This window comes from Methylopila capsulata (assembly GCF_016907975.1).
Taxonomy (GTDB): Bacteria; Pseudomonadota; Alphaproteobacteria; order Rhizobiales; family Methylopilaceae; genus Methylopila; species Methylopila capsulata.
Genome location: NZ_JAFBCY010000005.1, coordinates 103,535 through 126,828 on the forward strand (window position 1 = coordinate 103,535; position 23,294 = coordinate 126,828).

21 protein-coding genes are annotated in these 23,294 nt (G+C 71.3%); 12 read left to right on the top strand and 9 right to left on the bottom strand.

Annotation, left to right across the window (positions count from 1 at the left end; genetic code table 11):
- Window positions 1-158 precede the first annotated feature (158 nt).
- From JOD31_RS18495 to JOD31_RS18505, 3 genes are all read left to right on the top strand, one after another.
- Window positions 159-1,649, top strand: coding sequence for a sigma-54-dependent transcriptional regulator (locus tag JOD31_RS18495; RefSeq protein WP_204951913.1), 1,491 nt, complete (start codon window positions 159-161; stop codon window positions 1,647-1,649).
- A gap of 80 nt (window positions 1,650-1,729) precedes the next feature.
- Window positions 1,730-3,742 carry a L,D-transpeptidase family protein gene (locus JOD31_RS18500; RefSeq protein WP_204951914.1) on the top strand — a complete coding sequence of 671 codons (2,013 nt, stop codon included), beginning with the start codon at window positions 1,730-1,732 and terminating at the stop codon, window positions 3,740-3,742.
- Between the two features lie 235 nt (window positions 3,743-3,977).
- Window positions 3,978-5,885, top strand: a complete 1,908-nt coding sequence (locus JOD31_RS18505; RefSeq protein WP_246482600.1) for a peptidoglycan L,D-endopeptidase MepK — start codon at window positions 3,978-3,980, stop codon at window positions 5,883-5,885.
- Window positions 5,886-5,960: 75 nt separating this feature from the next.
- Here the strand turns inward: JOD31_RS18505 and JOD31_RS18510 are convergent, their stop codons facing one another.
- The 3 genes from JOD31_RS18510 to JOD31_RS18520 all read right to left on the bottom strand — a co-directional run bounded on the left by JOD31_RS18510 (window position 5,961) and on the right by JOD31_RS18520 (window position 7,574).
- A complete protein-coding gene (locus tag JOD31_RS18510) occupies window positions 5,961-6,218 on the bottom strand; it encodes a DUF2312 domain-containing protein (RefSeq protein WP_020186909.1) in 258 nt (85 codons plus the stop codon).
- Between the two features lie 151 nt (window positions 6,219-6,369).
- Window positions 6,370-6,672, bottom strand: a complete 303-nt coding sequence (locus JOD31_RS18515) for a DUF1244 domain-containing protein (RefSeq protein ID WP_204952058.1) — start codon at window positions 6,670-6,672, stop codon at window positions 6,370-6,372.
- Between the two features lie 74 nt (window positions 6,673-6,746).
- A complete protein-coding gene (locus JOD31_RS18520) occupies window positions 6,747-7,574 on the bottom strand; it encodes an N-formylglutamate amidohydrolase (protein ID WP_204951915.1) in 828 nt (275 codons plus the stop codon).
- A 99-nt stretch (window positions 7,575-7,673) separates the two neighbouring features.
- On the opposite strand from JOD31_RS18520, the gene JOD31_RS18525 reads away from it, so the two are divergent.
- The 4 genes from JOD31_RS18525 (at window position 7,674) to pyk (ending at window position 11,925) form a co-directional block, all read left to right on the top strand.
- Entirely contained in the window at window positions 7,674-8,588 is a 915-nt protein-coding gene (locus JOD31_RS18525) for a DMT family transporter (protein ID WP_204951916.1), read from the top strand.
- The gene (locus tag JOD31_RS18530) at window positions 8,585-9,880 is read left to right on the top strand and encodes a glycerate kinase type-2 family protein (RefSeq protein WP_204951917.1); all 1,296 of its coding nucleotides are present in this window, start codon (window positions 8,585-8,587) and stop codon (window positions 9,878-9,880) included. Before JOD31_RS18525 ends, JOD31_RS18530 begins: the two co-directional genes overlap by 4 nt.
- Window positions 9,881-10,021: 141 nt before the next feature.
- Window positions 10,022-10,492: a DUF1036 domain-containing protein gene (locus JOD31_RS18535; RefSeq protein ID WP_428980920.1), complete on the top strand. Its 471-nt coding sequence runs from the start codon at window positions 10,022-10,024 to the stop codon at window positions 10,490-10,492.
- Entirely contained in the window at window positions 10,489-11,925 is a 1,437-nt protein-coding gene (gene pyk, locus JOD31_RS18540) for a pyruvate kinase (RefSeq protein WP_204951919.1), read from the top strand. The genes JOD31_RS18535 and pyk overlap by 4 nt, the downstream gene beginning before the upstream one ends.
- 57 nt (window positions 11,926-11,982) lie before the next feature.
- Here pyk and JOD31_RS18545 read toward each other — a convergent pair whose 3' ends face one another.
- From JOD31_RS18545 to ykgO, 3 genes are all read right to left on the bottom strand, one after another.
- The gene (locus tag JOD31_RS18545) at window positions 11,983-12,969 is read right to left on the bottom strand and encodes an alpha/beta fold hydrolase (RefSeq protein ID WP_204951920.1); all 987 of its coding nucleotides are present in this window, start codon (window positions 12,967-12,969) and stop codon (window positions 11,983-11,985) included.
- On the bottom strand, window positions 12,969-13,649 hold the full coding sequence (locus tag JOD31_RS18550; protein ID WP_204951921.1) for a tetratricopeptide repeat protein: 681 nt from the start codon (window positions 13,647-13,649) through the stop codon (window positions 12,969-12,971). The genes JOD31_RS18545 and JOD31_RS18550 overlap by 1 nt, the downstream gene beginning before the upstream one ends.
- Before the next feature lie 118 nt (window positions 13,650-13,767).
- The gene (gene ykgO, locus JOD31_RS18555) at window positions 13,768-13,893 is read right to left on the bottom strand and encodes a type B 50S ribosomal protein L36 (protein WP_020186918.1); all 126 of its coding nucleotides are present in this window, start codon (window positions 13,891-13,893) and stop codon (window positions 13,768-13,770) included.
- Between the two features lie 274 nt (window positions 13,894-14,167).
- Here ykgO and JOD31_RS18560 point away from each other — a divergent pair, with 274 nt between their 5' ends.
- Entirely contained in the window at window positions 14,168-15,058 is an 891-nt protein-coding gene (locus JOD31_RS18560; protein ID WP_204951922.1) for an HpcH/HpaI aldolase/citrate lyase family protein, read from the top strand.
- A 195-nt stretch (window positions 15,059-15,253) separates the two neighbouring features.
- On the opposite strand, the gene JOD31_RS18565 is transcribed toward JOD31_RS18560, so the two are convergent.
- Both JOD31_RS18565 and JOD31_RS18570 read right to left on the bottom strand, forming a co-directional pair.
- The gene (locus JOD31_RS18565; RefSeq protein WP_204951923.1) at window positions 15,254-17,368 is read right to left on the bottom strand and encodes a TonB-dependent receptor family protein; all 2,115 of its coding nucleotides are present in this window, start codon (window positions 17,366-17,368) and stop codon (window positions 15,254-15,256) included.
- Window positions 17,369-17,480: 112 nt separating this feature from the next.
- The gene (locus tag JOD31_RS18570) at window positions 17,481-17,861 is read right to left on the bottom strand and encodes a hypothetical protein (RefSeq protein WP_204951924.1); all 381 of its coding nucleotides are present in this window, start codon (window positions 17,859-17,861) and stop codon (window positions 17,481-17,483) included.
- A gap of 113 nt (window positions 17,862-17,974) precedes the next feature.
- Here JOD31_RS18570 and JOD31_RS18575 point away from each other — a divergent pair, with 113 nt between their 5' ends.
- The 4 genes from JOD31_RS18575 (at window position 17,975) to JOD31_RS18590 (ending at window position 22,218) form a co-directional block, all read left to right on the top strand.
- On the top strand, window positions 17,975-19,204 hold the full coding sequence (locus JOD31_RS18575) for a winged helix-turn-helix domain-containing protein (RefSeq protein ID WP_204952059.1): 1,230 nt from the start codon (window positions 17,975-17,977) through the stop codon (window positions 19,202-19,204).
- A gap of 39 nt (window positions 19,205-19,243) precedes the next feature.
- Entirely contained in the window at window positions 19,244-19,714 is a 471-nt protein-coding gene (locus JOD31_RS18580; protein ID WP_204951925.1) for a response regulator, read from the top strand.
- An 85-nt stretch (window positions 19,715-19,799) separates the two neighbouring features.
- Entirely contained in the window at window positions 19,800-20,759 is a 960-nt protein-coding gene (tal, locus tag JOD31_RS18585) for a transaldolase (RefSeq protein WP_204951926.1), read from the top strand.
- Window positions 20,760-21,048: 289 nt separating this feature from the next.
- Entirely contained in the window at window positions 21,049-22,218 is a 1,170-nt protein-coding gene (locus JOD31_RS18590; RefSeq protein ID WP_204951927.1) for a GSCFA domain-containing protein, read from the top strand.
- Window positions 22,219-22,332: 114 nt separating this feature from the next.
- Here the strand turns inward: JOD31_RS18590 and JOD31_RS18595 are convergent, their stop codons facing one another.
- Window positions 22,333-23,220, bottom strand: a complete 888-nt coding sequence (locus JOD31_RS18595) for a MurR/RpiR family transcriptional regulator (protein ID WP_204951928.1) — start codon at window positions 23,218-23,220, stop codon at window positions 22,333-22,335.
- Window positions 23,221-23,294 lie beyond the last annotated feature (74 nt).

The window sequence follows — 23,294 nt, forward strand, 5'->3', positions numbered from 1 at the left end:
AATGATATCGCAAGCGGGTCGCCGCCGATCAATGGCGCGGCCTGAGGAGAAGGCCCCGCGCGGCAAATACGCGTTTCGACTTAAGCGGCCATTTACCCTGAGCGCGGATGCTCGCCCGGTTCGCTTCTGATTTCCTTCCGGTTTCGCGAAAGCTCCGTATGAGCGCCACGATCCTCATCGTCGACGACGATCCGGTCCAGCGCCGCCTGCTCGAGGCGCAGGTTCGACGCTTCGGCTACGAGGCGCGGACCGCCGAAGACGGCGCCGGCGCGATCGAAGCGCTGACGCTTCCGGGCGCGGCCTACGACCTGATGTTCCTCGACCTAGTCATGCCCGGCATGGACGGGCTCGCCGTGCTCGAGCGCATGCGCGAGCTGGGCTCCCCCACGCCCGTGATCGTGCAGACCGCGAACGGCTCGATCGAGGCCGTGGTCACCGCCATGCGGGCGGGCGCGGCCGATTTCGTGGTGAAGCCGGTCGGCCCCGAGCGGCTGCAGATCTCGATCCGCAACGCGCTCCGCGTCGACGCGCTCGAAGGCGAGATCCGCCGGATCGGCCGCCGGGCCGCGGGCACGCTGAGCTTCCGCGACCTGCCGACCCGCGCGCCGGCGATGGCCGAGGCGGTGCGCATCGGCGAACGGGCCGCGGCCTCCAACATCCCCGTTCTGATCGAGGGCGAATCCGGCGTCGGCAAGGAGCTGTTCGCCCGCGCCATCGCCGGCTCCGGCGAGCGCCGCGGCAGGCCCTTCGTGGCGGTGAACTGCGGCGCGATCCCGAACTCCCTCGTGGAGTCGATCCTGTTCGGCCACGAGAAGGGCGCCTTCACCGGCGCGGTCGAACGCCACGTCGGCAAGTTCGCCGAAGCCGATGGCGGCACGCTGTTCCTCGACGAGATCGGGGAGCTGCCGCAGGACGCGCAAGTGAAGCTGCTGCGCGCGGTGCAGGAGGGCGAGGTCGATCCGGTCGGCGCCAAACGCCCGCTCAAGGTCGACATCCGCGTGATCTCGGCCACGAACCGGGACCTGTTCGCCCGCGTGCGCGAGGGCTCGTTCCGCGAGGATCTCTATTACCGGCTGAGCGTCTTCCCGGTGAAGGTGCCGCCTTTGCGCGCCCGGCGCGCGGACGTGGCCGACCTCGCCCGCCGCTTCCTGGCGCGCTTCGCCGCCGAGGAGAACCGGGCCGTCCGCGATCTGAGCGCCCAGGCGCTCGGCCTGCTGGAGCGCTACGACTGGCCGGGCAACGTCCGCCAGCTCGAGAACGCCGTGTTCCGCGCCGTCGTGCTGGCGGAGGGCGACGTGCTGCGCGCGGTCGATTTCCCGCAGATCGCCGCCCTGCTCGGCGCCGCGCCGGAACAGCTGACGGAAGAGCCGCCGCCCTCGCTCGCCCGGGACCTCGCCGAACCGGAGCTCGAGCGCCGCCTCGACGCGCCCGCTCTGCCGCTGTTCGACGCCGAGGGGCTGCTGCGCCCGATCGAATCGCTGGAGCGCGATGCGATCCGCTACGCCATCCGCCATCTCGGCGGCCAGATGACCGAGGTGGCCCGCCGCCTCGGGATCGGACGCTCGACTCTCTACCGCCGCCTCAAGGACCTCGGTCTGGAGAACGAATGTGGCGGCCGGGACACGAGCGACGACGAAGCCGTCGCCTGAGGCGCCGGACCTGATGCTGACGATTGAACCGCGCCGCGCCGACGCCCATGGTCGGCCGGCTTTACGGGGGAAGTGACGCCATGATCACCAGCGCTGACCGCGGACCGACGACGGCTCCGACGCCAAAGCGCGCCTGGCGCGCCGCCGCCCTCGGCGTCAGCCTGTCGGCCCTGACCTTCGCCGGCGCTCTGGCGCAGGCGCCGGGGACGACCGCCGCCGTCGCGACGCCCGAGGCCGCCCAGACGCCGGCGCCGGCGCCGATCGTCCCCGACGTCACCGGTTCGGTCGACGCCGCGGGCGAGGCCAAGGACGAGCCCGCCGCGGCGCCCGCGGCCCCCGACGCCGAGCAGGCCGCGCCGGCCACCCCCGGCCCGGTCGAGGCGATCCATCCGACCGACCCGCTGCAGACCGCGGTGACCGCGCTGCTCGCCACCGACGGCGCCGGCCAGAGCCTCAAGATGCCCGCCGGCGACCGCGCGGCGCTGATCGCGTTCTACGCCGCCCGCAACGGCTCGCCACTGTGGCTCGCCGACAGCCGGTTCACGCCGCAGGCCGACGCGGCGCGCGCGAAGATCGCCTCCGCCGCCGACGACGGGCTCGATCCGAAGCGCTACGCGCTGCCGAGCTCCCCGGCCTCGTCCGAACCCGCGGTCGTGGCGCGCGCCGACGTCATGCTGTCCGCGGCGGCCCTCGCCTACGCCCGCGAGGCCTGGGGCGGCCGCGTCAACCCGACCACGATCTCCCGCTCGATCGCCGCCGGCGCGTCGCGCTTCGACGCGGCCGCGGCGCTGGTCGCGATCTCGGCCTCCGCCGACGTCGCGACCACGCTCGACGGCTTCAACCCGCCGCACGCCCAGTTCCAGGCGCTGCGCAAGCTGCTGATCGCCAAGCGCGCCGAACGGACGGAGGCCCCGAAGCAGCCCCTGATCCTCGAGGGCAAGCTGCTGAAGCCCGGCGTGGAGGACGAGCGCGTGCCCGTGCTGCGCGCGCGGCTCGGCCTTGACGAGCGTCCGGGCGACCTGATGTTCGACGACGCGCTCGCCGAGGCGCTGTCGGCTTTCCAGAAGACGAAGAAGCTGCCGGTCTCGGGCCTCGCCAACCGCCAGACCATCCGCGCCCTGAACGCCGAGGGCCGCGGCGCCGATCCGACCTCGCTGCTCGTGGCCAACATGGAGCGCTGGCGCTGGCTGCCGCGCGACCTCGGCGCCAAGCACGTGTTCGTCGATGTGGCCGCGTTCGAGCTGCACATCATGCAGGACGGCCGCTCGATCCACGACACGCGCGTGATCGTCGGCAAGAACTCCAACCAGACGCCGCTGTTCTCGAACGCGATCGACCACATCGTGGTCAACCCGTACTGGAACGTGCCTACCTCGATCGCCGTCAAGGAGATGCTGCCGCAGCTCCGCCGGGATCCGAACTACCTCGCCAACCGCGGCTACGAGGTCGTCGTCAGCGACGGCAAGAAGACCCGCGTCGTCGGAGCCGGCTCCGTCGACTGGAGCGGCAACCTGCGGAACGTCCGCATCCGCCAGCCGCCGGGGGAGCGCAACGCGCTCGGCAACATCAAGTTCATGTTCCCCAACGATTACGCGGTCTACCTCCACGACACGCCGCAGCGGAACCTGTTCAAGCTCACGAGCCGGGCGCTCAGCCACGGCTGCGTGCGCGTGAACGAGCCGCTGCAGTTCGCGGACGCGCTGATCGGCGACCAGGGCTGGAGCGGCGAGAAGCTCGGCAAGCTCGTGGGCGGCAAGGAGCGGCGCGTGAACCTCGCGACGCCGATCCCCGTGCACCTGACCTACTTCACCGCCTGGGTGGGCGCCGACGGCGCGCTCCAGACGCGCTCCGACTTCTACGGCCAGGACCCGCGACTCAAGGCGGCCCTGAACGGCGAGCCGCTGCCGCCGCTGCCGCAGGCGGCGCCGGTCGTCGCCATGCCCAAGCCCGAGAAGCCGGTTCGCCGCGCTGCGCCCCCGCAAACTCAGGAGCAGCAGGCGCAGATGGCGGAGCAGGCGCCGGTCCAGCGCCCCCGGACTTTCGGCTCATGGCTGTCGAACGTGTTTGGCGATTCGTCGCGGCGACAACCGTGAACCAAAAGCGTCCAAACGATGAACCAGCCGCGGTTTTGGACCCCCACAGGCTTTTGCGACTAGCTTTCTCGCGATTCTGAGGCTAACAGGACACACACAAGGGGTTCGGGGGCTCATTTCATCGCGTCTGGTTCATGTCGCATTAACCAGTTCCGCAGAGACTTTGTTGATCAAGTGCTGCGTCGTCGCCCCCGCGACGACGTCACAGGCGATCTATAAGAGTCAGGCCGGTTCATTGTCCGAAGCGAAAACGTCTCGACGCACCGCCCTCCGCCGCGCTAGCCGCGGCGTAAGCGCTGCACTCCTCGGAGCCTTCGCGCTGATCGCGGGCTCCGAAGGCACCCAGAACGCTCAGGCGAACGGCGACACCCGCACCCTGACGCTCTATCACACCCACCGCGGCGACCGGATCACGGTCACCTTCAAGCGCGACGGCCGTTACGACGCCAACGGATTGAAGCAGCTCAGCTACTTCCTCCGCGACTGGCGCAACGACAAGCAGACGCGCATGGAGCCGAAGCTGTTCGACATCGTGTGGGAGGTCCACCGCGAAGTCGGCCGCGGCCAGATGATCAACATCGTCTCGTCCTACCGCAGCCCCGAGACGAACGCCTATCTCCGGGCCCGCTCCCGCGGCGTGGCCAAGTCCAGCCAGCACATGCTCGGCCGCGCGATGGACTTCTACATCACCGGCGTGCCGGTCTCCGCGGTGCGCGAAGCCGGCATGCGGCTGCAGCGCGGCGGCGTCGGCTTCTACCCGACCTCCGGGCGGCCCTTCGTGCATCTCGACGCCGGCTCGGTCCGCGCCTGGCCGCGCATGAGCCGCTCGCAGCTCGCCCGCCTGTTCCCCGGCGGCAAGACCGTCCACCAGCCCGCCGAAGGCGGCCAGATGCCCGGCTATCAGGTCGCGCTGGCCGAGCTGAAGTCGCGCGGCTCCGTCTCGGTCGACGAGGCCTACTCGGGGTCGTCGTCGGGCGGCAAGAGCTTCTTCGCCCGCCTGTTCGGCTCCGACGAGGGCGACGAGGCGGACGCCGCTCCGACCGTGGTCGCCTCGGCTCAGCCGGCGACGCGCGGCCGCGCGGCCGCCGCCTCCTCCGCCCCGCAGCGCGGCGGCGACGACGAGGAAGGCGCGGCCCCCGCCGCCGCTCCGACCTCCGCCCCGCAGGTTCGCATGGTCGCGACGCGCGTCCCGGTTCCCACGCCGCGTCCGGCCGACTTCGCCCGCGCCGCCCAGCCGGCGATCGTCGTCGCCGCGGCCGCCGTGCCCATGCCGCCGGTCGCCCCGGCCCGCGCCGTCGCCGCGAAGCCGGCGCCCGAGGCGCCGATCCAGGTGGCGCAGGCCACGATCCCGACGCCGCCCGCAGGCCCCGACATGGTCTGGCGCTCCGGCGCCCAGCCGCTTCGCGGCGCTCAGCCCGCCGCCGAGGCCGGCCTCGCCGCCGTCTCGTCGATCCCGACGCCGCGCCCCCGCCCCGCCGCGCCGCAGAGCGCGGTGGCGGTCCTCGCCGCGCTCCCGACGCCGACCCCGGCCGAGCGCCAGCCGCGCCAGATCGACGCCGCGACCGCCAGCGCCTATCAGGCCGAGGCGACGATGCTGCCGCCGCTGCCGGACGCCTTCCTCTCGAAGCGTCAGCCGCAGCCGGAGATGACCCTGGCCTACGCCGCGCCGCAGGCCAGCGCGCCGCAGCCGACCGACAACCGGTCCCGCGCCGTGGCCGCGCCCCAGGCGCAGCATAAGGTCCCGGCGCCGGTCGTCGCCGCCGACCCGAACGTCCGCGTGCTGTCGCCGGACTCGACGCCGGCCGCGGTCTACGCCGCCGCCACCGCCGTTCGCCGCGCCGTCCTGCCCGCGCCGGCCGAGCCGATGGTCAGCGCCCGCTTCGAAGACGCCGTCCGCGTCGCCGTGAGCGCGACGCCGGCCCTGCGCGACGCCGACGACGCGACCTTCGTCCATCCGGACCAGACGCATGTCGCCGGCCTCATGACGGCTCCCACCGCGGCGCTTGTCGGCGGCTTCGGCGCCGATCCGAGCCACGGCGCCCGCATCGACCGGTTCTCCGGCTCGTCGGTGATGCTCCTCAAGGTGCAGTCCTTCGCCCCGGCGGGGTCCAGCACCGCGAGCCTCGCCCGCTCCCGCGGCTGAGGCTTCTTAAACGACAAACGAAAAAGCCCCGGACGGCGACGTCCGGGGCTTTTTCGTTTGGACCTGCGAGCTCTCTCAGGTCGTGGGCATGCCCAGCGCCTGGAGGTAGAGGTCGAGAATCGCCTCCATCTCGGCGCGCTCGTCCGCGTCCTGCTTGCGCAGCGAGATCACCTTCCGCAGCACCTTGACGTCGAAGCCGTTGCCCTTGGCCTCGGCGTAGACCTCCTTGATGTCGTCGGAGATGCCCTTCTTCTCCTCCTCGAGCCGCTCGATGCGCTCGACGAAAGCGGTCAGCTGATCCTTGGCGATATCGTCCGGATTGACCGTGCTCACATGCCTCTCCTCGAAATTTGGAGCGTTCGGTTCGCAGAACCGCGCCCGGCCGTCAAGCCGGGAGCTATGCGCCGCCCGCGCTTCTCCCGTCCCCTTCGGATCGCGGGACGCGACCGCCCGCCAACCCGGCTACGGTCCCGGCGCGCCGCCTTCAGTGCTTGGCGCGGGCGTCGAAGGCGGCCTTCTGGTCGGGCGTCGCCTCGCTCTGGAAGCGCGCCTTCCACTCCTCGTAGGGCATGCCGTAGACCGCCTCGCGGGACTGCTCCTTGGTGACGGCGAGGCCGCGGGCGTCGGCGGCGTCCTTCATCCAGTTCGACAGGCAGTTCCGGCAGAAGTTCGCGAGGTTCATGAGGTCGATGTTCTGCACGTCGGGGCGGTCGCGCAGGTGCTTGACCAGCCGGCGGAACACCGCGGCTTCGAGCTCGGTCGTGGTCGCGGCGTCGACGCCCGGCAGCTCGGACGGCGGCAGACGGGTGAGATCGACCTTGGGGGCGTCGGGCTTCGGAGCGTCGGGCTTCGGAGCGTCAGTCATGGGGTTCTCCTGCGCGTGTCGGTGCGCGAGCCGAAGTGGGTGATCCGCCGCATCTCCGGCAGATCAAGGATCGGCGGCAGCAGCCGCGCGAACCGGGCGGCCCAGCCGGCCTGGCCGGCGGCGTCGGCGACGAGGTCCTGCCGCAGTTCGACCAGCACGTGCGGCAGCCCGCGCTCGGTGCCGTGGCGGTGCATGGTGTCGCCCTTCAGGGCGCCGTCGTAGGGCTCGTTGTCGCCGACGACGAGGTCGCCCTCGGCTTCGAGCGCCGCGAGCAGGGGCTTCGTCAGTCGGTCGTCCTTGTCCCACAGCAGGCCCGCATGCCACGGCCGCGGGCGGCCCTTCCAGGCGGGGGTGAAGCTGTGGAGCGCGATCACGACCGGCGTCTCGCCGGCGTCGATCATGGCGTCGATGCGCGCGGTGATCGCGTCGTGATAGGGCCGGTGGTAGCGATCGAGACGGCGGCGGACCTCGGCGGCGTCGACCCGCGCGTTGCCCGGCACCACGGCGCCGTCGGAGAGCCGCATCACCAGCGTCGGGTCGTCCTCGCCGCGGTTGGGGTCGATCACCAGCCGTGAGGTCGTCGACAGCACGGCGGGAACGCCGAGCGTTTCCGCGAGCCGCAGCGTCACCCCCCGCATGCCGATGTCGTAGGCGATGTGCCGGTCGAACTCGGACGGCGGCAGCCCGAGGTCGCCGAGCTCGGGCGGCACGCGGGCGGAGGCGTGGTCGCACAGCAGCAGCAGACGGGCGCCGGGGCGGCCCTCGACGACCTCGAACGCGGCGTATTCGTCTTTGGTTGCGGGCGAAAATGGGTCGCAGAGCATGGTCCGGACGACTGTAGTGACGCGCGCCCGTCGATGCCATAGGAAGGGCCGCCCGTCCCGCCGGACGGAGCCGCCAACGACGAAAAGACGCCGGAGAGGATGAGGACCATCGGGGACACGGCGGAGATCCGCGGGGAGCCGCTCGCCGGCGCCTATGCGGCGCTGTTGCTGGGCGCGCTCGCGATGGGCGCGTCGCCGATCCTCGTGCGCCTCGCCGACGTCGGGCCGTTCGCGAGCGCCTTCTGGCGCGTCGCGACCGCGCTCCCGTTGCTGTGGGCCTGGAGCCGGCTGGAGCAGCGCGGAGACGCGAAGCTCGCCGGCGGCTTCACGAAGCCCGTGGTGCTCGCCGGCCTGTTCTTCACCGGCGACCTCGTGTTCTGGCACCTCGCGATCATGAACACGACGGTCGCCAACGCCACCTTCTTCGCCACCACCTCGCCGATCTGGGTCGTCGTGTTCTCGGTGCTGCTGCTGCGCGAGCGCGTCGCGGGGCGCACGCTGCTCGGGCTGGCGCTGGCGCTCGTCGGCGGCGCAGCGCTGATCGGCGAGAGCATGAGCGTCGATCCGGCGCGCCTCGCCGGAGACCTCTACGGAGTGGTCACCTCGGTGTTCTTCGGGGCCTATTTCCTCGCCGTCAGCCGCGCCCGGCGCAGCCACGGCTCGGGCCGACTCATCTTTCTGTCGTCGCTGATCACCGCCCCGGCGCTCGGCGCGATCGCCTTCGCCTTCGAGGACCGGTTGCTGCCCGCGAGCCTGAGCGGCGCCGCAGCGCTGCTCGCGCTCGGGATCGTCAGCCACGCCGGCGGCCAGGGGCTGCTCGCGGTCGCGCTCGGGCGGCTCCCGGCCACCTTCTCGTCGCTCGTGATCTTCCTCGAGGCGATCGCCGCGGCCCTGCTCGGCTGGGCCGTGCTCGGCGAGCGCCTCTCCGCCGTCCAGGCCCTGGGCGGCGTCATCATCCTGCTCGGTATCTACGTCGCGCGACCGCGCGCCGTTCCTGTGGAGCCTCATCCATGACGCCAGACGAACGCCGCCAGCTTCTCCGTCGCGCCTTCGACGCCGGCGTCGCGGCCGCCCACCCGGCCGTGTGCATCCCCGCGCACCTTCCGGCCCCGCCGAAGGGCCGCGTGATCGTGCTCGCCGCGGGCAAGGGCGGCGGCGCCTGCGCCGAGATCGCCGAGAAGGTCTACCGCGAGCAGTACGGCCTCGGGCCGGACCGGCTGATCGGCCTCGCCGTCACCCGCCACGGCCACGCGCGGCCGACCGAATGGATCAAGGTGATCGAAGCCGGGCACCCGGTGCCGGACGCCGCCGGCCTCCAGGGCGCGGCCGACACGCTCGCACTCGCCGAGCAGGCCGGTCCGGACGACCTCGTGGTCGCGCTGATCACCGGCGGCGGCTCCGCCAACTGGGTGGCGCCGGCGGCCGGCCTCGACCTCGCGGTCAAGCAGGGCACCACCAAGGCGCTGCTGCGCTCGGGCGCGCCGATCGACGCCATCAACACCGTGCGCAAGCACCTCTCGCGCATCAAGGGCGGCCGCCTCGCCCGCGCCGCCTACCCCGCCAAGGTCGTGACGCTCGCGATCTCCGACGTGCCGCGGGACGATCCCTCGGTGATCGCCTCCGGCCCGACCGTGCCGGACGCCTCGACCCTGGCCGACGCCCGCGCGGCGCTGGAGCGGTACAAGGTGACGCCGCACCCGGACGTGGCGCGGGCGCTGTCGGACCCTGCGAACGAGAGCCCGAAGCCGGGCGACCCCGCGTTCGAGCACGCGAGCTTCACCGTCGTCTCGCGGCCCGCGGACGCGCTGGCCGCGGCGATCAAGACGCTCGAGGACGCCGGCGTCGAGGTGCGGGTGGTCGGCGCCGACCTCGAGGGCGAGGCGCGCGAGGTCGCCGCCGAACACGCCGCGATCGCGCGCGGGCTCGAAGCGCTGGCGAGGCCGGTGGCGCTGATCTCGGGCGGCGAGCTCACGGTGACCATCCGCGGCCAGAACGGACGCGGCGGCCCGAACCAGGAGTACGCGCTCGCGCTGGCCCATGCGCTCCGGGGCGTCTCCGGATGGTCGGCGCTCGCCGGCGACACCGACGGCGCGGACGGCGGCGGCGGATCGCCGGAGGACCCGGCCGGCGCCGTGGTCGATCCGGGCACGCTCGAGCGCGCCGACGCCAAGGGTCTCGATACCGCCCACTTCCTGGCGGAGAACGACAGCACCGGATTCTTCGAGCAGACGGGGGACGGGCTCTACACCGGCCCGACGTGCACGAATGTCAACGACCTGCGTATTCTGCTCGTTGACAGCGTTTAACCATCGCCGCACAAAGCGCCCTGACGCGTCGCAACGCCAGCGTTCCCCCGCCGTATGACGATTCGCTTTCCAGAATGCCCGCGCGCTCAGCGCCGTCTCCCGCGTCTCGCGGTCGCAGTCGGCGTCGTCGCGGCGGGCGTCGTGGCGTCGGGGGCGGCGCAGGCGGACTTCCGTCTCTGCAACAAGACCGACAGCCGGATCGGCGTCTCGATCGGCTACAAGGACAAGGACGTCTGGTCGACCGAGGGCTGGTGGAACGTCTCCGCCAACTCCTGCGAGACTCTGCTTCGGGGGCCCTTGGCCGCTCGCTTCTACTACGTCTACGCGATCGACTACGACCGCGGCGGCGAATGGAACGGCAAGGCTTACATGTGCACCCGCGGCAAGGAATTCACAATTCGGGGGATCGAAGACTGCCTCGCGCGCGGTTATGACCGTTCCGGATTCTTCGAGATCGACACCGGCGAACAGAGGAGCTGGACGGTGCAGTTGACCGAACCGACCGCGAGGGCGGCCGACCCGGCCCAGACCCAGCCGGCCCCGCGCGCGGCCGTGCCGCCCGCGACGAACGGCGCCAGCGCCGGCGTCCTGCTGGGCGCAGCGGTCCGATGAGGCGGCTGCGACGCGTCAAGATTCTCGCGACCCTGGGTCCGGCGTCGTCGACGCCCGAGATGGTCGAGAAGCTGTTCCGCGCGGGAACCGACGTCTTCCGCATCAACATGAGCCACACCAGCCACGACCGGATGCGCGAGCTCGTGCAGACGATCCGCGACGTCGAGGACGAGGTGGGCCGCCCGATCGGCATCCTGATCGACCTGCAGGGGCCGAAGCTGCGCGTCGGCAAGTTCGCCGAGGGCGCCGCCATGCTGAAGGCGGGCCAGAGCTTCACGCTCGATTCCGACGAGACCCCGGGCGATGAAAACCGCGTGCGCCTGCCGCATCCGGAAATCCTCGAGGCGCTTGAGCCCGGCCACACGCTGCTGCTCGACGACGGCAAGATCCGCCTGATCGCGCGGTCCTGCACGCCGACGTCGACGACCGCCGAAGTGGTGGTCGGCGGCCGCCTGTCGGACCGCAAGGGCGTCAGCCTGCCGGACACGCTGATCAAGACCTCGGCGATGACGCCGAAGGACCACGCCGACCTCGAGGCCGCGCTCGCGACCGACAGCGTCGACTGGATCGCGCTGTCCTTCGTGCAGCGGCCGGAGGACATCTCGGAGGCCCGCGACATCATCAAGGGTCGCGTCGGGGTGATGACCAAGATCGAGAAGCCCCAGGCGATGACCCGGCTCGCCGAGATCATCGAGCTGTCGGACTCGGTCATGGTCGCCCGCGGCGACCTCGGCGTCGAGATGCCGCTCGAGAAGGTGCCGGGCCTGCAGAAGCAGATGACGCGCGCCTGCCGCAAGGCCGGCAAGCCGGTGATCATCGCGACGCAGATGCTCGAATCGATGATCACGCAGGCGACCCCGACCCGCGCCGAAGTCTCGGACGTCGCGACCGCGGTGTTCGAGGGCGCGGACGCGATCATGCTGTCCGCCGAAAGCGCCGCCGGCGCCTACCCGGTCGAGGCGGTCGCGATGATGAACTCGATCGCGACCAACGTGGAGAGCGATCCCTACTACCGCTCGATCATCGACGCCCAGCACGCCGAGCCCGAGGCGACGGGCGCCGACGCGATTTCGGCCGCCGCGCGGCAGATCGCCGAGACGCTCGACCTCGCCGCGATCATCTGCTGGACGGCCTACGGCACGACGGCGCGCCGCGCCGCGCGCGAGCGGCCGAAGCAGCCGATCATCGCGCTGACGCCGAGCCTCGAGACCAGCCGGCGCCTCGCGCTCGTCTGGGGCGTGCACTCGGTGCTGACGCACGACGCCCACGATCTCGACGACATGGTCGACCGCGGCTGCGACATCGCCAAGGACCAGGGCATCGCCCAGGACGGCGAGCGCGTGATCATCTCCGCCGGCGTCCCGCTGCGGACGCCCGGCGCGACCAACATGCTGCGCATCGCCTATGTCGACGGCGACCACAAGCGCGACTGACGCGGTCGGATCTGGATCTGACAATCAAAGACGGCGCGCCTGCGAAGGCGCGCCGTCTTACTTTTGAGCGGGCGTCCTCATGGCCAGCGCGTCGATCTCGTCGACCACGCGGTCGGTCGCGCTCCAGTGCGGCATGTGGCCCACGCCGGGGATGACGACCAGCCTCGCGCCCCGGATCTGCCGCGCGAGCGGACGCGAATGCACTTCCGGCGACACGATGCCGTCCTTGTCGGACGTGACGATCGTGGTCGGCACGCGGATGGCCCCGTAGCGCGGAGCCTGGCCGCGGAGGAACGCGTTGAGATCGGTCAGGTCCTGGGCGTTGGCGCGAAACTCCGACGGCCGCAGGACGAGCTTCGCGTCGGTGCGTTCGACGTAGTCCGGCGGCGGCGGTCGGGGCGCGAACACGCTCGAGATCGCGCGATCAAAGGTGGCGAGACCGACCGGCGCGACGACCGTCGCCGCGAACAGGTCCCCCAGCACCGGCGTCGCGGCGACGCTGTTGTACCAGGCGACCCCGCCCGGCCAGGGATGGGTCGCGCCCGAGAGCAGCGCCAGCCCCGACACGTGGTCGGGATGATCGAGCGCGAGGTTCGTTGCGGCCGAGCCCGCCCAGGAATGGCCCACGACGACCACGCGGCCGATGCGGAGCGCCTCCAGCGCCTGGACGACGGCGTCGGCCTGGGCGGCGGGGGAGGCCATCTCACGCCCGCCGAGACGATCGCTGCGGCCATGGCCCGGCCGGTCGACGAGGATCACGCGATGCCGCGCGGCGAGCCGCCGGCCGATCGACTCCTCGAGGTCCTTGAGGTTTCCGCTCGCGCCATGGAGCAGAAGCAGCGTGCGTCCCGAGGCGCGGCCCTGCGGCTCAAGGATGACGACGTTGAGCGCGCCGCCGCGCACAGGCACGCGCAGGGTCTCGGCGTTGGTCCTCGCGGCGAGCTGCTCGGCCCGCCGGGCCTCGACGGCGGACACGGCGGCCAGCAGCGCCGCAAGCGTCATCGTCGCCGCGACGACGATGGTCGCCACCCTTCCGGAGCGCATCAGATGGGCTGGCCTTCGACCTTCAGCGTCAGTTCGTCGATCTCGCGCTTCAGCCCCTCGGCGGCGGGATAGAGCGCGTAGGCCCTGCGGTAGGCGGCGAGCGCCTTGGCGTCCAGACCGGACTCCTGAAGGATGCGGCCGAGCCCGATCCAGACGCCGAAGTGGCGCGGCTCCCGCAGCAGGGTCTCGTGAATGTCGACCATCGCCTGGTCGTAGTCCTTCGCCTCGACGTGGATCGCGGCGCGCCGGCTCCAGCCTTCGGCGAACTCCGGCTTCAGGCTCACCACCTCGCCAAGAAGCTTCAGCGCCATGCCGGTGTTGGCCTTGCGTTGCGCTTCGAGAGCCCGGCTGGTGAGGAGATCGATCGTGTCGCTGCCGGAGCGGATCCACAGCGCCTGGACGGCCATGGCGATGCGCTTCGCGGTCTGCGGGTCGTCGGTCTTGGCGAGACGGGCGAGAAGTTCATCCACCGCCTTTCCGCGACTGTCGTTCGCGCTCTCGCCGGTGACCGCGGGATCAGCGGCGGGCGGCGACGGCGGGGCCGCGCCGGGCGGCGTCGGAAGGATGGGGGTCGTGGTCTCCGGCGAGCCGTCGAGCGGCGGCGCAGGCTGCGCGGAGGCTCCGACGCAGCCGAGACCGAGAGCGACGACGACGGTCGCGACCAAGTGAAAACGCATCATGGCCCGAAGCTTACGCTCCGGACCTGCGCGTCGTCAAAACACAGAAGCCTGCAAGACATGCACGCGGCGCGTGCGCCGCGACGGCGATCCGCAACGGGGCGGAGGCCGTAAAACGCCTTCAGCCCTGGCGGGCCTTGTAGCGCTTCTGGGTCTTGTTGATGATGTAGACGCGGCCCTTGCGGCGCACGATGCGGTTGTCCCGGTGGCGGTTGCGCAGCGACTTCAGCGAGTTGCGGATCTTCATGGCTCTCGTCCTCAAGACGCCGGCCGCGTGCGCGGCGACTTGCGTCGGTCGTGTTCGTGTCTGTCGGGGGCGGACAGGACGCGGATCGGCCGCGACCACGGCGACCGCCGGTTCGGGCCGCCTTCTAGTCGGATGCGGGGCAATTTGCAAGGCCGGAGGCGCGCTCGCCGCCGTCGCCCACGCCATCTCGCACCTGCGAAAGGCGAGATTGTCCACGCCGCGCGCCTGTGGTCTAGGGGACGTCAAAGACAAATAGAACAAAGGGGATGCGGAAATGGCCTCGGACCTGCGTCTGCGTCGCAGCGTGCTCTACATGCCGGGCTCCAACCAGCGCGCGCTGGACAAGGCCAAGACCCTCCACGCCGACGCCCTGATCCTCGACCTCGAGGACGCCGTCGCGCCCGACGCCAAGGACATCGCGCGCGAGCAGGTCTGCGCGGCGGTGAAGGCCGGCGGCTACGGCGACCGCGAGCTCATCATCCGCGTGAACGCGCCGCAGACCCCCTGGGGCGAGGCCGACCTCCACGCCGCGATCGAGGCCAAGCCCGACGCGATCCTGATGCCGAAGGTCTCCTCGCCCGCGGTGCTCGAGAGCATCGCGAACCGCCTCGAGGCGCTCGACGCGCCGGAGAGCGTGAAGATCTGGGCGATGATCGAGACGCCGGCCTCGATCCTGAACATCCGCGAGATCGCGGCCTCCCGGCGCCTGCTGCCGGGCGCCCGCCTCACCTGCCTGGTGCTCGGCACCAACGACCTCGCCAAGGACACCTGGGCGCAGATCGTGCCCGGCCGCGTGCCGATGCTGCCGTGGATCATGCTGGCGCTCGCCGCGGCCCGCGCCGAGGGGCTCACCATCCTCGACGGCGTGTTCAACGACATCGCCGACGTCGACGGCTGCCGCACCGAGTGCCGCCAGTCGCGCGACCTCGGCTTCGACGGCAAGACCATCATCCATCCCGACCAGATCGAGCCCGCCAACACCAGCTTCGCGCCGACGGACGAGGAGGTCGCCCGCGCCCGCAAGGTGATCGACGTGTTCGACGAGCCGGAGAACGCCAAGCGCGGCGCGATCAAGATCGACGGCCGCATGTACGAGCGCCAGCACATCGGCATGGCTCGCCGCGCCGTCGCCTGGCGCGAGGCGATCGACGCCAAGGGGTACTGAGGGGCTCTCGAAGGCGCGCTGCCGCAGCGCCCTCGGTTCGTGTCCCACCCGCACCGTCATGGTCCGGCTTGACCGGACCATCCACCGGCGGCGTCGAACCCGACGCCTGAGATGGGTCCTCCGGTCAAGCCGGAGGACGACGGCCCGGTGGGACGGCTCGGTGGGAGAGCGGCCCGCGTTAGGCCGCCCCTCCCCTCACCAGCGGTACTTCACGCCCGCGTAGATCGCGCGGCCCGTGCCCGGCTCGTAGAGCGCGGACGTGGGCGCCGCTCGGTCGGTCACGCTGACGCTCGCGATGTACTTTTTGTCGAGCACGTTCCGCGCCTCCACATAGGCCGAGAGCGCGCCGCCCGCGTCGTAGCCGGCCTTCAGCCCCAGCAGCGCGTAGGCCTGCGTCTTCGTGGTGTTGGCGCTGTCGACGTAATAGGCCTGGGGGACCCACTCGACGTTCGGTCCGGCGTAGACGCCGACCGGGTGCTTGTAGAGCAGCTCCGCCCGCAGGTAGTGCCGCGGCGCGCCGGGAATCTTGTTGTCGCCGAAGGCGTCGTCGTCGTCGAAACGGAAGTCGCTGAACGTGTACGCGAGGTTCAGCCAGACCTTGTCCGGCGCGTCGCCCTGGACCGCGAGGCCTTTGAGGATCGCCGCTCCGAAGCCGAGCTCGACGCCCTGGTGCATGGTGCGGTCGAGGTTGACCACGGCGCAGTTCCCGGACGCGCCGTCCCCGGCGTCGCAGAAAAATTCGTCGCGGATCTGGGCGCGGTAGAGCGCGACGTCCCAGGCCACGTCGTCCAGCCGACCCCGGCTGCCGATCTCCGCCGTCCACGCCTTCTGCGGTTTTGCGAGCGCGGCGTTCGCAAAGCTGTTCTCGCCGAAGCTCGGGACCTCGACCGAGCGCGAGACGTTGGCGAACGCCTGCCACCTCGGATCGATGTCCCACAGTAACCCGACCTTGGGGCTTGCGACCGAGAACGACTTGCGGCCGGAATCATTAGGGTTTGGGTCAGGCGTATTCGGATTGCCGTTCAACGGCGGATCCGCAAAGAACCGATCGTCCTGCTTGCGGCGGGCATAAAGGTACTGCAGCGCCGTCACCACGCCGACCGTCGGCGCGACATAGAACGTGTTCTCGGCATAAGCCGACAGGTTCGATGACGTCTGCTTGGCGTCGAAGGTTTTCGCGCCCTTGTCGCCGAGGACGTTGACGTACTGCCTGGCGTCGTTCTTGCCGTTGTGCAGCGTCACGCCCGCGATGAAGCGGTTGGCGTGGCCCGCGATCTCGCGCTCGTCGGTGACCCGGCCGAAGCCGCCGTAGTCGACATACTTGTAGTCCAGCCACTGGAAGATCGGGTGCATGAGGTGGCGGTCGACCACGAAGGCGCCGACGTCGAGCGAGGTGGTCTCGCCGAAGCGGACGGTGGTCTTGTTGGCGAAGCGGAGCGTGTCGATGTTTCGCTGGGAATCGAACAGGTTGACGTTGCTGGAGGCCGCGGTCTTCGGGTTTTTCAGCGCGTCCCGCCGGGTCACGGAGCCGGGGATTCGCTGGTCGACGTCGTTGGCGTTCAGGTAGAACCGCGTCTCGACGTCGTCGGAGAAGCGATAGCCGAGGTTCGCGCTCATGCGCGCCGCGCGCCCCCCGCTGTGGTCGCGGAAGCCGTCGGCCTCCTGCCACGCGCCGGTGACGAAGTAGTCGGCTTTCCCGTGGACGCCGCCTGAGCTCGCCTGGGTCCGGACGAAGCCGAACGACCCGACGTCGACGCCGCCCTGCGCGACGCTCGCGAGCGGATCCCGGCCCGTGGCGGTGACGAAGTTGATCGCGCCGCCGAGCGCGTTGGCGCCGTAGCGCAGCGCGTTGGCGCCCTTGTAGACCTCGATCAGCCGGTAGGCGGATGGGTCGATCTCCTGGAAATCGCCGTAGCCGTCCGCGGTGTTGATGGGGATGCCGTCCATATACAGCTGGACGCCGCGCAGGTGGAAGTTGCGCGCGAGCCCGGACCCGCGGATCGAGAGCCGGGTGTCGTCGCCCCACTTCGGCTGCGCGAACACGCCCGGCGTGTAGTCCAGCGCGTCCTTGATGGTGAGCGCCGGCGTCGTGCGCTTGTAGCCCTCGGCGTCGATCACCTCGACGGCCCCGGGGGTGCGCTCGATCTCCCGGCGGCGCTCCTCCAGCGACGGGGCGGTGAGGCTCTGTGAGAGCGCGGAGCCCTCGACGGTCAGGGGTTCGAGCGCGATGACGGGCTCCGACTGCGCGGAGGCGGGTGCGGCGTGAAGCGCGCAGGCGAGCGCGGCGCTCGCCGTGAGGCGGGTTTTCATGAGAGCGTTTCCGAAGGGACGTCGGCAGGGCGCGACGCGTCCGCCCAAGCCTCTCGGGGCCTCGGGGCGGTCGCGCGCGCGGGCGGCGCCGGGCACAAGGCCCGGCGGGGCGTCAGCCGATGACGGGCGGCCCTCGAGGTCGTCGAACGACGGCGTCCGCCACCGCGGACGCCGGGGCGTCGGGGTCCGCCGCCGGACGCGGCGCGGGTCTCGCCCTGGGATAGTCGAAGCCGGCGACCTCGGGTTCCGACGCCGGGGCGATGGCGACGCCGACGCAGCCGAGCGTGCAGCACGCCGCCATGTCGGCCGCGTCGTGTCCCGCGGTTTCGGCGCCCCCCTTGGCGAGGGTCGAGCACAGCACCGCGAAGGGATCGGCGCCGGCAAGCGCCGCGTGGCGGCCGCCGGCGAACCCGCCGAGCGCGGCCTGAGCCACGAGCACATACGCCGCGACCACCGCGAAAATCAGCCTGAAGAGGGTCAGACGACGGCCCACGCGCAAAGTCTCCTGCCCCTTGGCCGTAGCACAGGCGAAATCGCGGCGAAACTGCGGCAGGGGCCCGCAGCGGAGGATTGCCGCCGGTGACCGGCCGGGTCATATCGCCTGTGATGATCGAGCTCTCCCTCATGGACGCGCGGCGCATCGCGCTTCTCGCCTGCGGCCTCGCCGGCCCGCGGCCCGCCCGCGCCGGCCCCGCGGCCCTCGCCGCGCTCTACGACCGGCTGGCGATGACGCAGATCGACAGCGTCAACGTGCTCGCCCGCGCGCACCTGATGCCGGCGTTCTCGCGGCTCGGGGACTACGACGTGGCCCGGCTCGACCGGATGCAGACGGGGCCGAAGCGGGCGCTGTTCGAATACTGGGGCCACGAGGCCTCGCTGATCCGGGCCGACCTGCAGCCGGCGCTGCGCTGGCGCATGGCGCGCGCCAGGGAGGGCCGCGGGATCTACGCCGGCCTCGCCCGATTTGGACGCGAGCGAAAGGACTTCGTGGAGGCGACGCTGGCGGAGGTCGCCCGGCGCGGCCCTCTGTCGGCGGGCGAGCTCGGGGCGGGCGCCAAGGGCGAAGGCGGCTGGTGGGGCTGGAGCGAGGCCAAGATCGCGCTCGAATGGCTGTTCTGGGCGGGGCTCGTCACCACCCGCTCCCGCCGCGGCTTCGAGCGGATCTACGACCTCACCGACCGCGCCCTGCCCGAGGCCGCGGCCCTGCCGACGCCGGACGAGCCGGAGGCGCAGCGCATCCTCTTGCGGGCGGCCGCCCGGGCGCTGGGGATCGCGACGGCGGGCGATCTCAGGGCCTACTGGCGGATCGGGCCGGAGGACGCCAGGGCGCGGATCCCGGAGCTGGTCGAGGCCGGGGATCTCGTCCCGGCGCGCGTCGAGGGCTGGGCGCAGCCGGCCTATCTCGCACGCGGAGCCGAGCCTCCGAAGCGGCGGCCGCGGGCCGCGGCGCTGGTCTCGCCGTTCGACCCGCTGCTCTGGGAGCGCGACCGGGCCGAGAGGCTCTTCGGATTCCGCTACCGCATCGAGATCTACGTGCCGGCGCACAAGCGCGAGCACGGCTACTACGTGCTGCCCTTCGTCATGGGCGAGCGGATCGCCGCGCGCCTCGACCTCAAGGCGGACAGGGCCGCCGGCCGGCTGGTGGTCGCCGCCGCCCATCTCGAACCCGGCGCGCCCCCGGCGGAGACGGTGGAACGGCTGGCCCTGGAGCTCGAGCGGCTCTGCGGCTGGCTCGGCCTGTCCGGCGTCGACGTCGCGCCGGCCGGAAATCTGGCGGACGCGCTCCGCCTCCGGATCGCCCCCGCGGCGATGGCGCTGACGACGGAGTTGGGTTAACCGGGGTTAACGGGGGGTCAACACGGGGAGAATCGCGGGATGCGCGTGCTGATCGTCGAGGACGACATGGTGATCGCCGGCAATCTGGGCCCGATCATCACGCGGGCCGGCCATGATCTGGTCGGGCTGGCCGCCGAGATGGGAAGCGCGGTCGCCCTGCTGCGGTCGACCCGCGTCGACGTCGCCTTCATCGACATCCACCTGCTCGACGGCCGGACCGGCGTCGAGGTCGCCCGCGTCGCCGCCGAGGAGGGCGCCGTCGCGATCTTCACCACGGCGAACCGCGGCCTGGCGCCGCCGGACTTCGCCGGCGCCTGCGGGGTGATCGAAAAGCCCTATCACGACGCGGCGATCGAGGCCGCGCTCGCCTATGTCGCCGCCCGGCTCGCCGATGGCTGGACCGCCGCCCCGCCGCCGCCCGGCTTCGAGCTGTCGCCGCAGTGGGCCAAGCGTCCGAACGCGACCCCTCGCCCCCGGCCCGCCGCGACCGAAAGCCAGCCCAGCGTCTGAAGCGCTTGCGCTCGGGCCCGCGCGCCGGTATCGGCGAAGCGTTCCGGGCGGCGGCTCCGCCCGGCGACCCAGGGAGAGAGCCCGCATGGCCTCCAAGCTCGAGCAGCTCCGCCGGATGTCGGTGGTCGTGGCCGACACCGGCGAGATCGAAACCGTCCGCCGGCTCAAACCCCAGGACTGCACCACCAATCCCTCGCTCATACTGAAGGCGGTGGACGGCGGCGCGGCGGCCGCCGTGGTCGACGAGGGCGTGGCCTGGGGCAAGCGCCAGTCCGGCGCGCCCGAGGCGGTGGCCCGCGCGGTCTGCGATCGGCTGGCCGTCTCGCTCGGCGTGGAGCTCAGCCGCATCGTGCCGGGCCGGGTCTCGACCGAGGTCGACGCCGATCTCTCCTTCGACACCGAAGCGACGCTCGCCAAGGCGCGCGCCCTCATCGCCCAGTACAAGGAGCGCGGCGTCGAGCGCGACCGCATCCTGATCAAGATCGCCGCCACCTGGGAGGGCGCCCAGGCCGCCAGGATCCTCCAGGCGGAAGGCGTCGACTGCAACATGACGCTGATCTTCGGCCTGCCGCAGGCCGCAATCTGCGCCGACGCCCGCGCCTTCCTGATCTCGCCCTTCGTCGGCCGCATCCTGGACTGGCACGTCAAGGCCGGCGGCGGCCCCTACAGCCCGGACGAAGACCCCGGCGTCCGCTCGGTCAAGGCGATCTACGCCGACTACAAGAGCCGCGGCGTCGAGACCGTGGTCATGGCCGCCTCGTTCCGCAACGCGGGCGAGATCGAGGCCCTGGCCGGCTGCGACCGGCTGACGATCAGCCCCGCCCTGCTCGACGAGCTCGCCGGGGCCGACGGCGAGCTGCCGCGGCGGCTCGATCCCGCGACGCCGGACGCGGCTCCGGCGGCGGCGCCGACCGACGAGGCGGGCTTCCGCTTCGCACTCAACCAGGACCCGATGGCGACCGAGAAGCTCGCCGAGGGCATCCGCCAGTTCGTCAAGGATCTCAACACCCTGCGCGGCCTGATCGCCAAGCGTCTGGAGAGCTGAGCCGCGCCCGGCGCGGCCGGTGCGCGGGCGCTACAACCAGAGAGGCTTTGACTTCTCACGCAAAGTTGCTGCATCGTTAGCATCTGCAGCATAGGGGAGTCTCATGGCTGACGAAAGCGCAACTGCAAGTAAAAGCGGTGACAAGCAACACAGAATTGTCACAATGGTCGATGGCAAAAAAAGAACTATCGGTCATTCTTTCAATCGCGGCGAACAGGCCACCTTCGGCCCTTCTGAATCCCAGCTTACCCGACCGACCGGCCTGCAGCGTTACCTGACCAAGGGCCTGATGCCGGCGGAACGATTCATCGAAGCCGACACCACGATCGTCGCTTTCGGCAGCTGCTTCGCCAACAACATCAGCAACTACCTCAACAATCTCGGCTACAACGTAGCCACCAAGAAGGACAACGTCGCCTATATTTCGAAGATGGGCGACGGCATGGTGAACACGTACGCCATCCGTCAACAGTTCGAGTGGGCCTGGAACAACGTCGTTCCGAAGGCCGACCTGTGGCGCGGCTACGACGCCGAAGAGTTCGGGTACGACGAGAACGTCCGCCTGCGCACGGCCGAACTGTTCGACTCCGCGGACGTCTTCATCATCACGCTCGGCCTGTCGGAGATCTGGTACGACGAGCCGACCGGTGAGGTGTTCTGGCGCGCCGTGCCGAAGGACAAGTACGATCCCGAACGCCACAAGTTCCGGGTCGCGGGGTTCAACGAGAGCCTCGAGAACCTGCGCGCGATCTACAGTCTGATCCGCGAGCGCAAACCCGAGGCCACCATCGTCTTCACGGTCTCGCCGATCCCGCTGGCGGCCACCTTCCGCCCGATCTCGTGCATCGTCGCGAACGCGGAGTCGAAGGCGATCCTGCGCGCCGCGCTCGGCGAATTGCTGCGCGACTGTCAGCCGACTGACGCCAAGCTGATGTACTTCCCGTCCTATGAGATCGTGACGGAGGCCTTCCGTCACCAGTTCGGCAGCGACCGGCGGCACGTCTATCCGCACGTCCTCAACCTGAACATGAAGGCGTTCGAGCGCTTCTACTGCAAGACCGAGCTGTCGGACGAAGAGCTCGAGAAGGTCTACACGGACGCGATCCTCCGCGACAAGGCGCTCGGCGGCAATGACCAAGCGGCGGAGAGGGCCCGCCTCCACGCAGAGAAAACGGAAGCTCGCCAGAAGCTTATCGCCGATCGCAAGGCCCGCGGACTGAACACGACCGGCGCCAAGACCCGGGAAGAGCGCGCCGCCGCCCGGGCGAAGGCGCTGGCGGCCCTCGGCAAGACCGACGCGCCCGCCAAGGGCAAGAAGGTCAAGACGGCGAAGCCCGACAAGGTCAGCGGCGAAGCCAAGCGCGCGGCGACCGCCGCCGAGCGCAAGATCGCGAAGCGCGCCGAGCGCAAGGCGAAGGCGGGCGCAGCGACGACCGCCATCGACGGCAAGGCGGCCTGACACGGCCGTCGGCCGGTCGCTGCAGGCCGGTCACTGACCTGAACGAACGGTCGCTCTTCCCCGGAGCGGCCGTTTCGTGTTTCGCCCCGTCGCCGCGCGGCCGCAGCGGCATCGTCAGTCCTCGCCCAGCATCTTCGCCCGGATCTGCTCGACGCGGCCGAGCCGCTCGGCGGCCTCGTGGCTCATGAGTTCGGTCACGCGCGCGACCAGCGCCTCGGTGACCGCCATCAGGCTGGTGAAGCTGTCCCAGGCGCCCGCGCTCTCCGTCGCGCCGATCAGCGTCGCTTCCGCCGACGCCGCCGCCGGCGCGTCGGCCGCGTCGGTCAGAAGGATCACGGAAGCCCCCCGCTCCGCCGCGAAGGCGCAGAGCCGCACCACGTCCGGCTGGTAGCGCCGCACGTCGTAGGCGACCACGACGGTGCGGCGGCCGACGTCGATCAGCCGGTCCGGCCAGGTGGCCGACAGCGAGCCGACCTCCTCGACGCCGCCGCGCACGATCTCGAGGTGGCGCACCAAGAGCCGCGCCAGCGCCTGGCTGAAGCGCCCGCCGACAACGAGCACGCGCCGGCGCGGGTCCGACAGCCGCTTCGCCGCCGTTTCGAACGCGGCGCGGTCGAGGCCGGCGAAGGTCCCGGCGAGGTTCTCCGCCAGCTTCGCGCCGAAGGCCGCCAGCCGGTCGTCGCCTTCGGCGTGCGCCGTCGTCGCGCGATGGGCCGTCCAGCGGCCGAGCGGCGAGGCGCGCTCGCCCGCGAGCTCCGCCTTCAGCTGGTCCTGCAGGTCGCGCCAGGCCGCGAAGCCGAGCTTGGCGAGGAGCCGCAGCACGGTCTGCGAGCTGGCGCCTGCGCCGCGGGCGAAGCGCGCCATCGGCGCGAGGCCCGCGACGGGGTAATGCTCGCGCAGATGATCGGCGGCGCGCCGTTCCTGCGGCGTCAGCCCACCGTCGATTTCGCGCAGGGCCTCCGCGACCGTCCTTGGCCGCCGCCCCGCCTCGCCATCCGCCATTTCACGTCCCCAACCGCCCATTTGCGCGCCATGCCGAAGTTAACGGCGCATGACGGCCCCGGGCATATTGACAG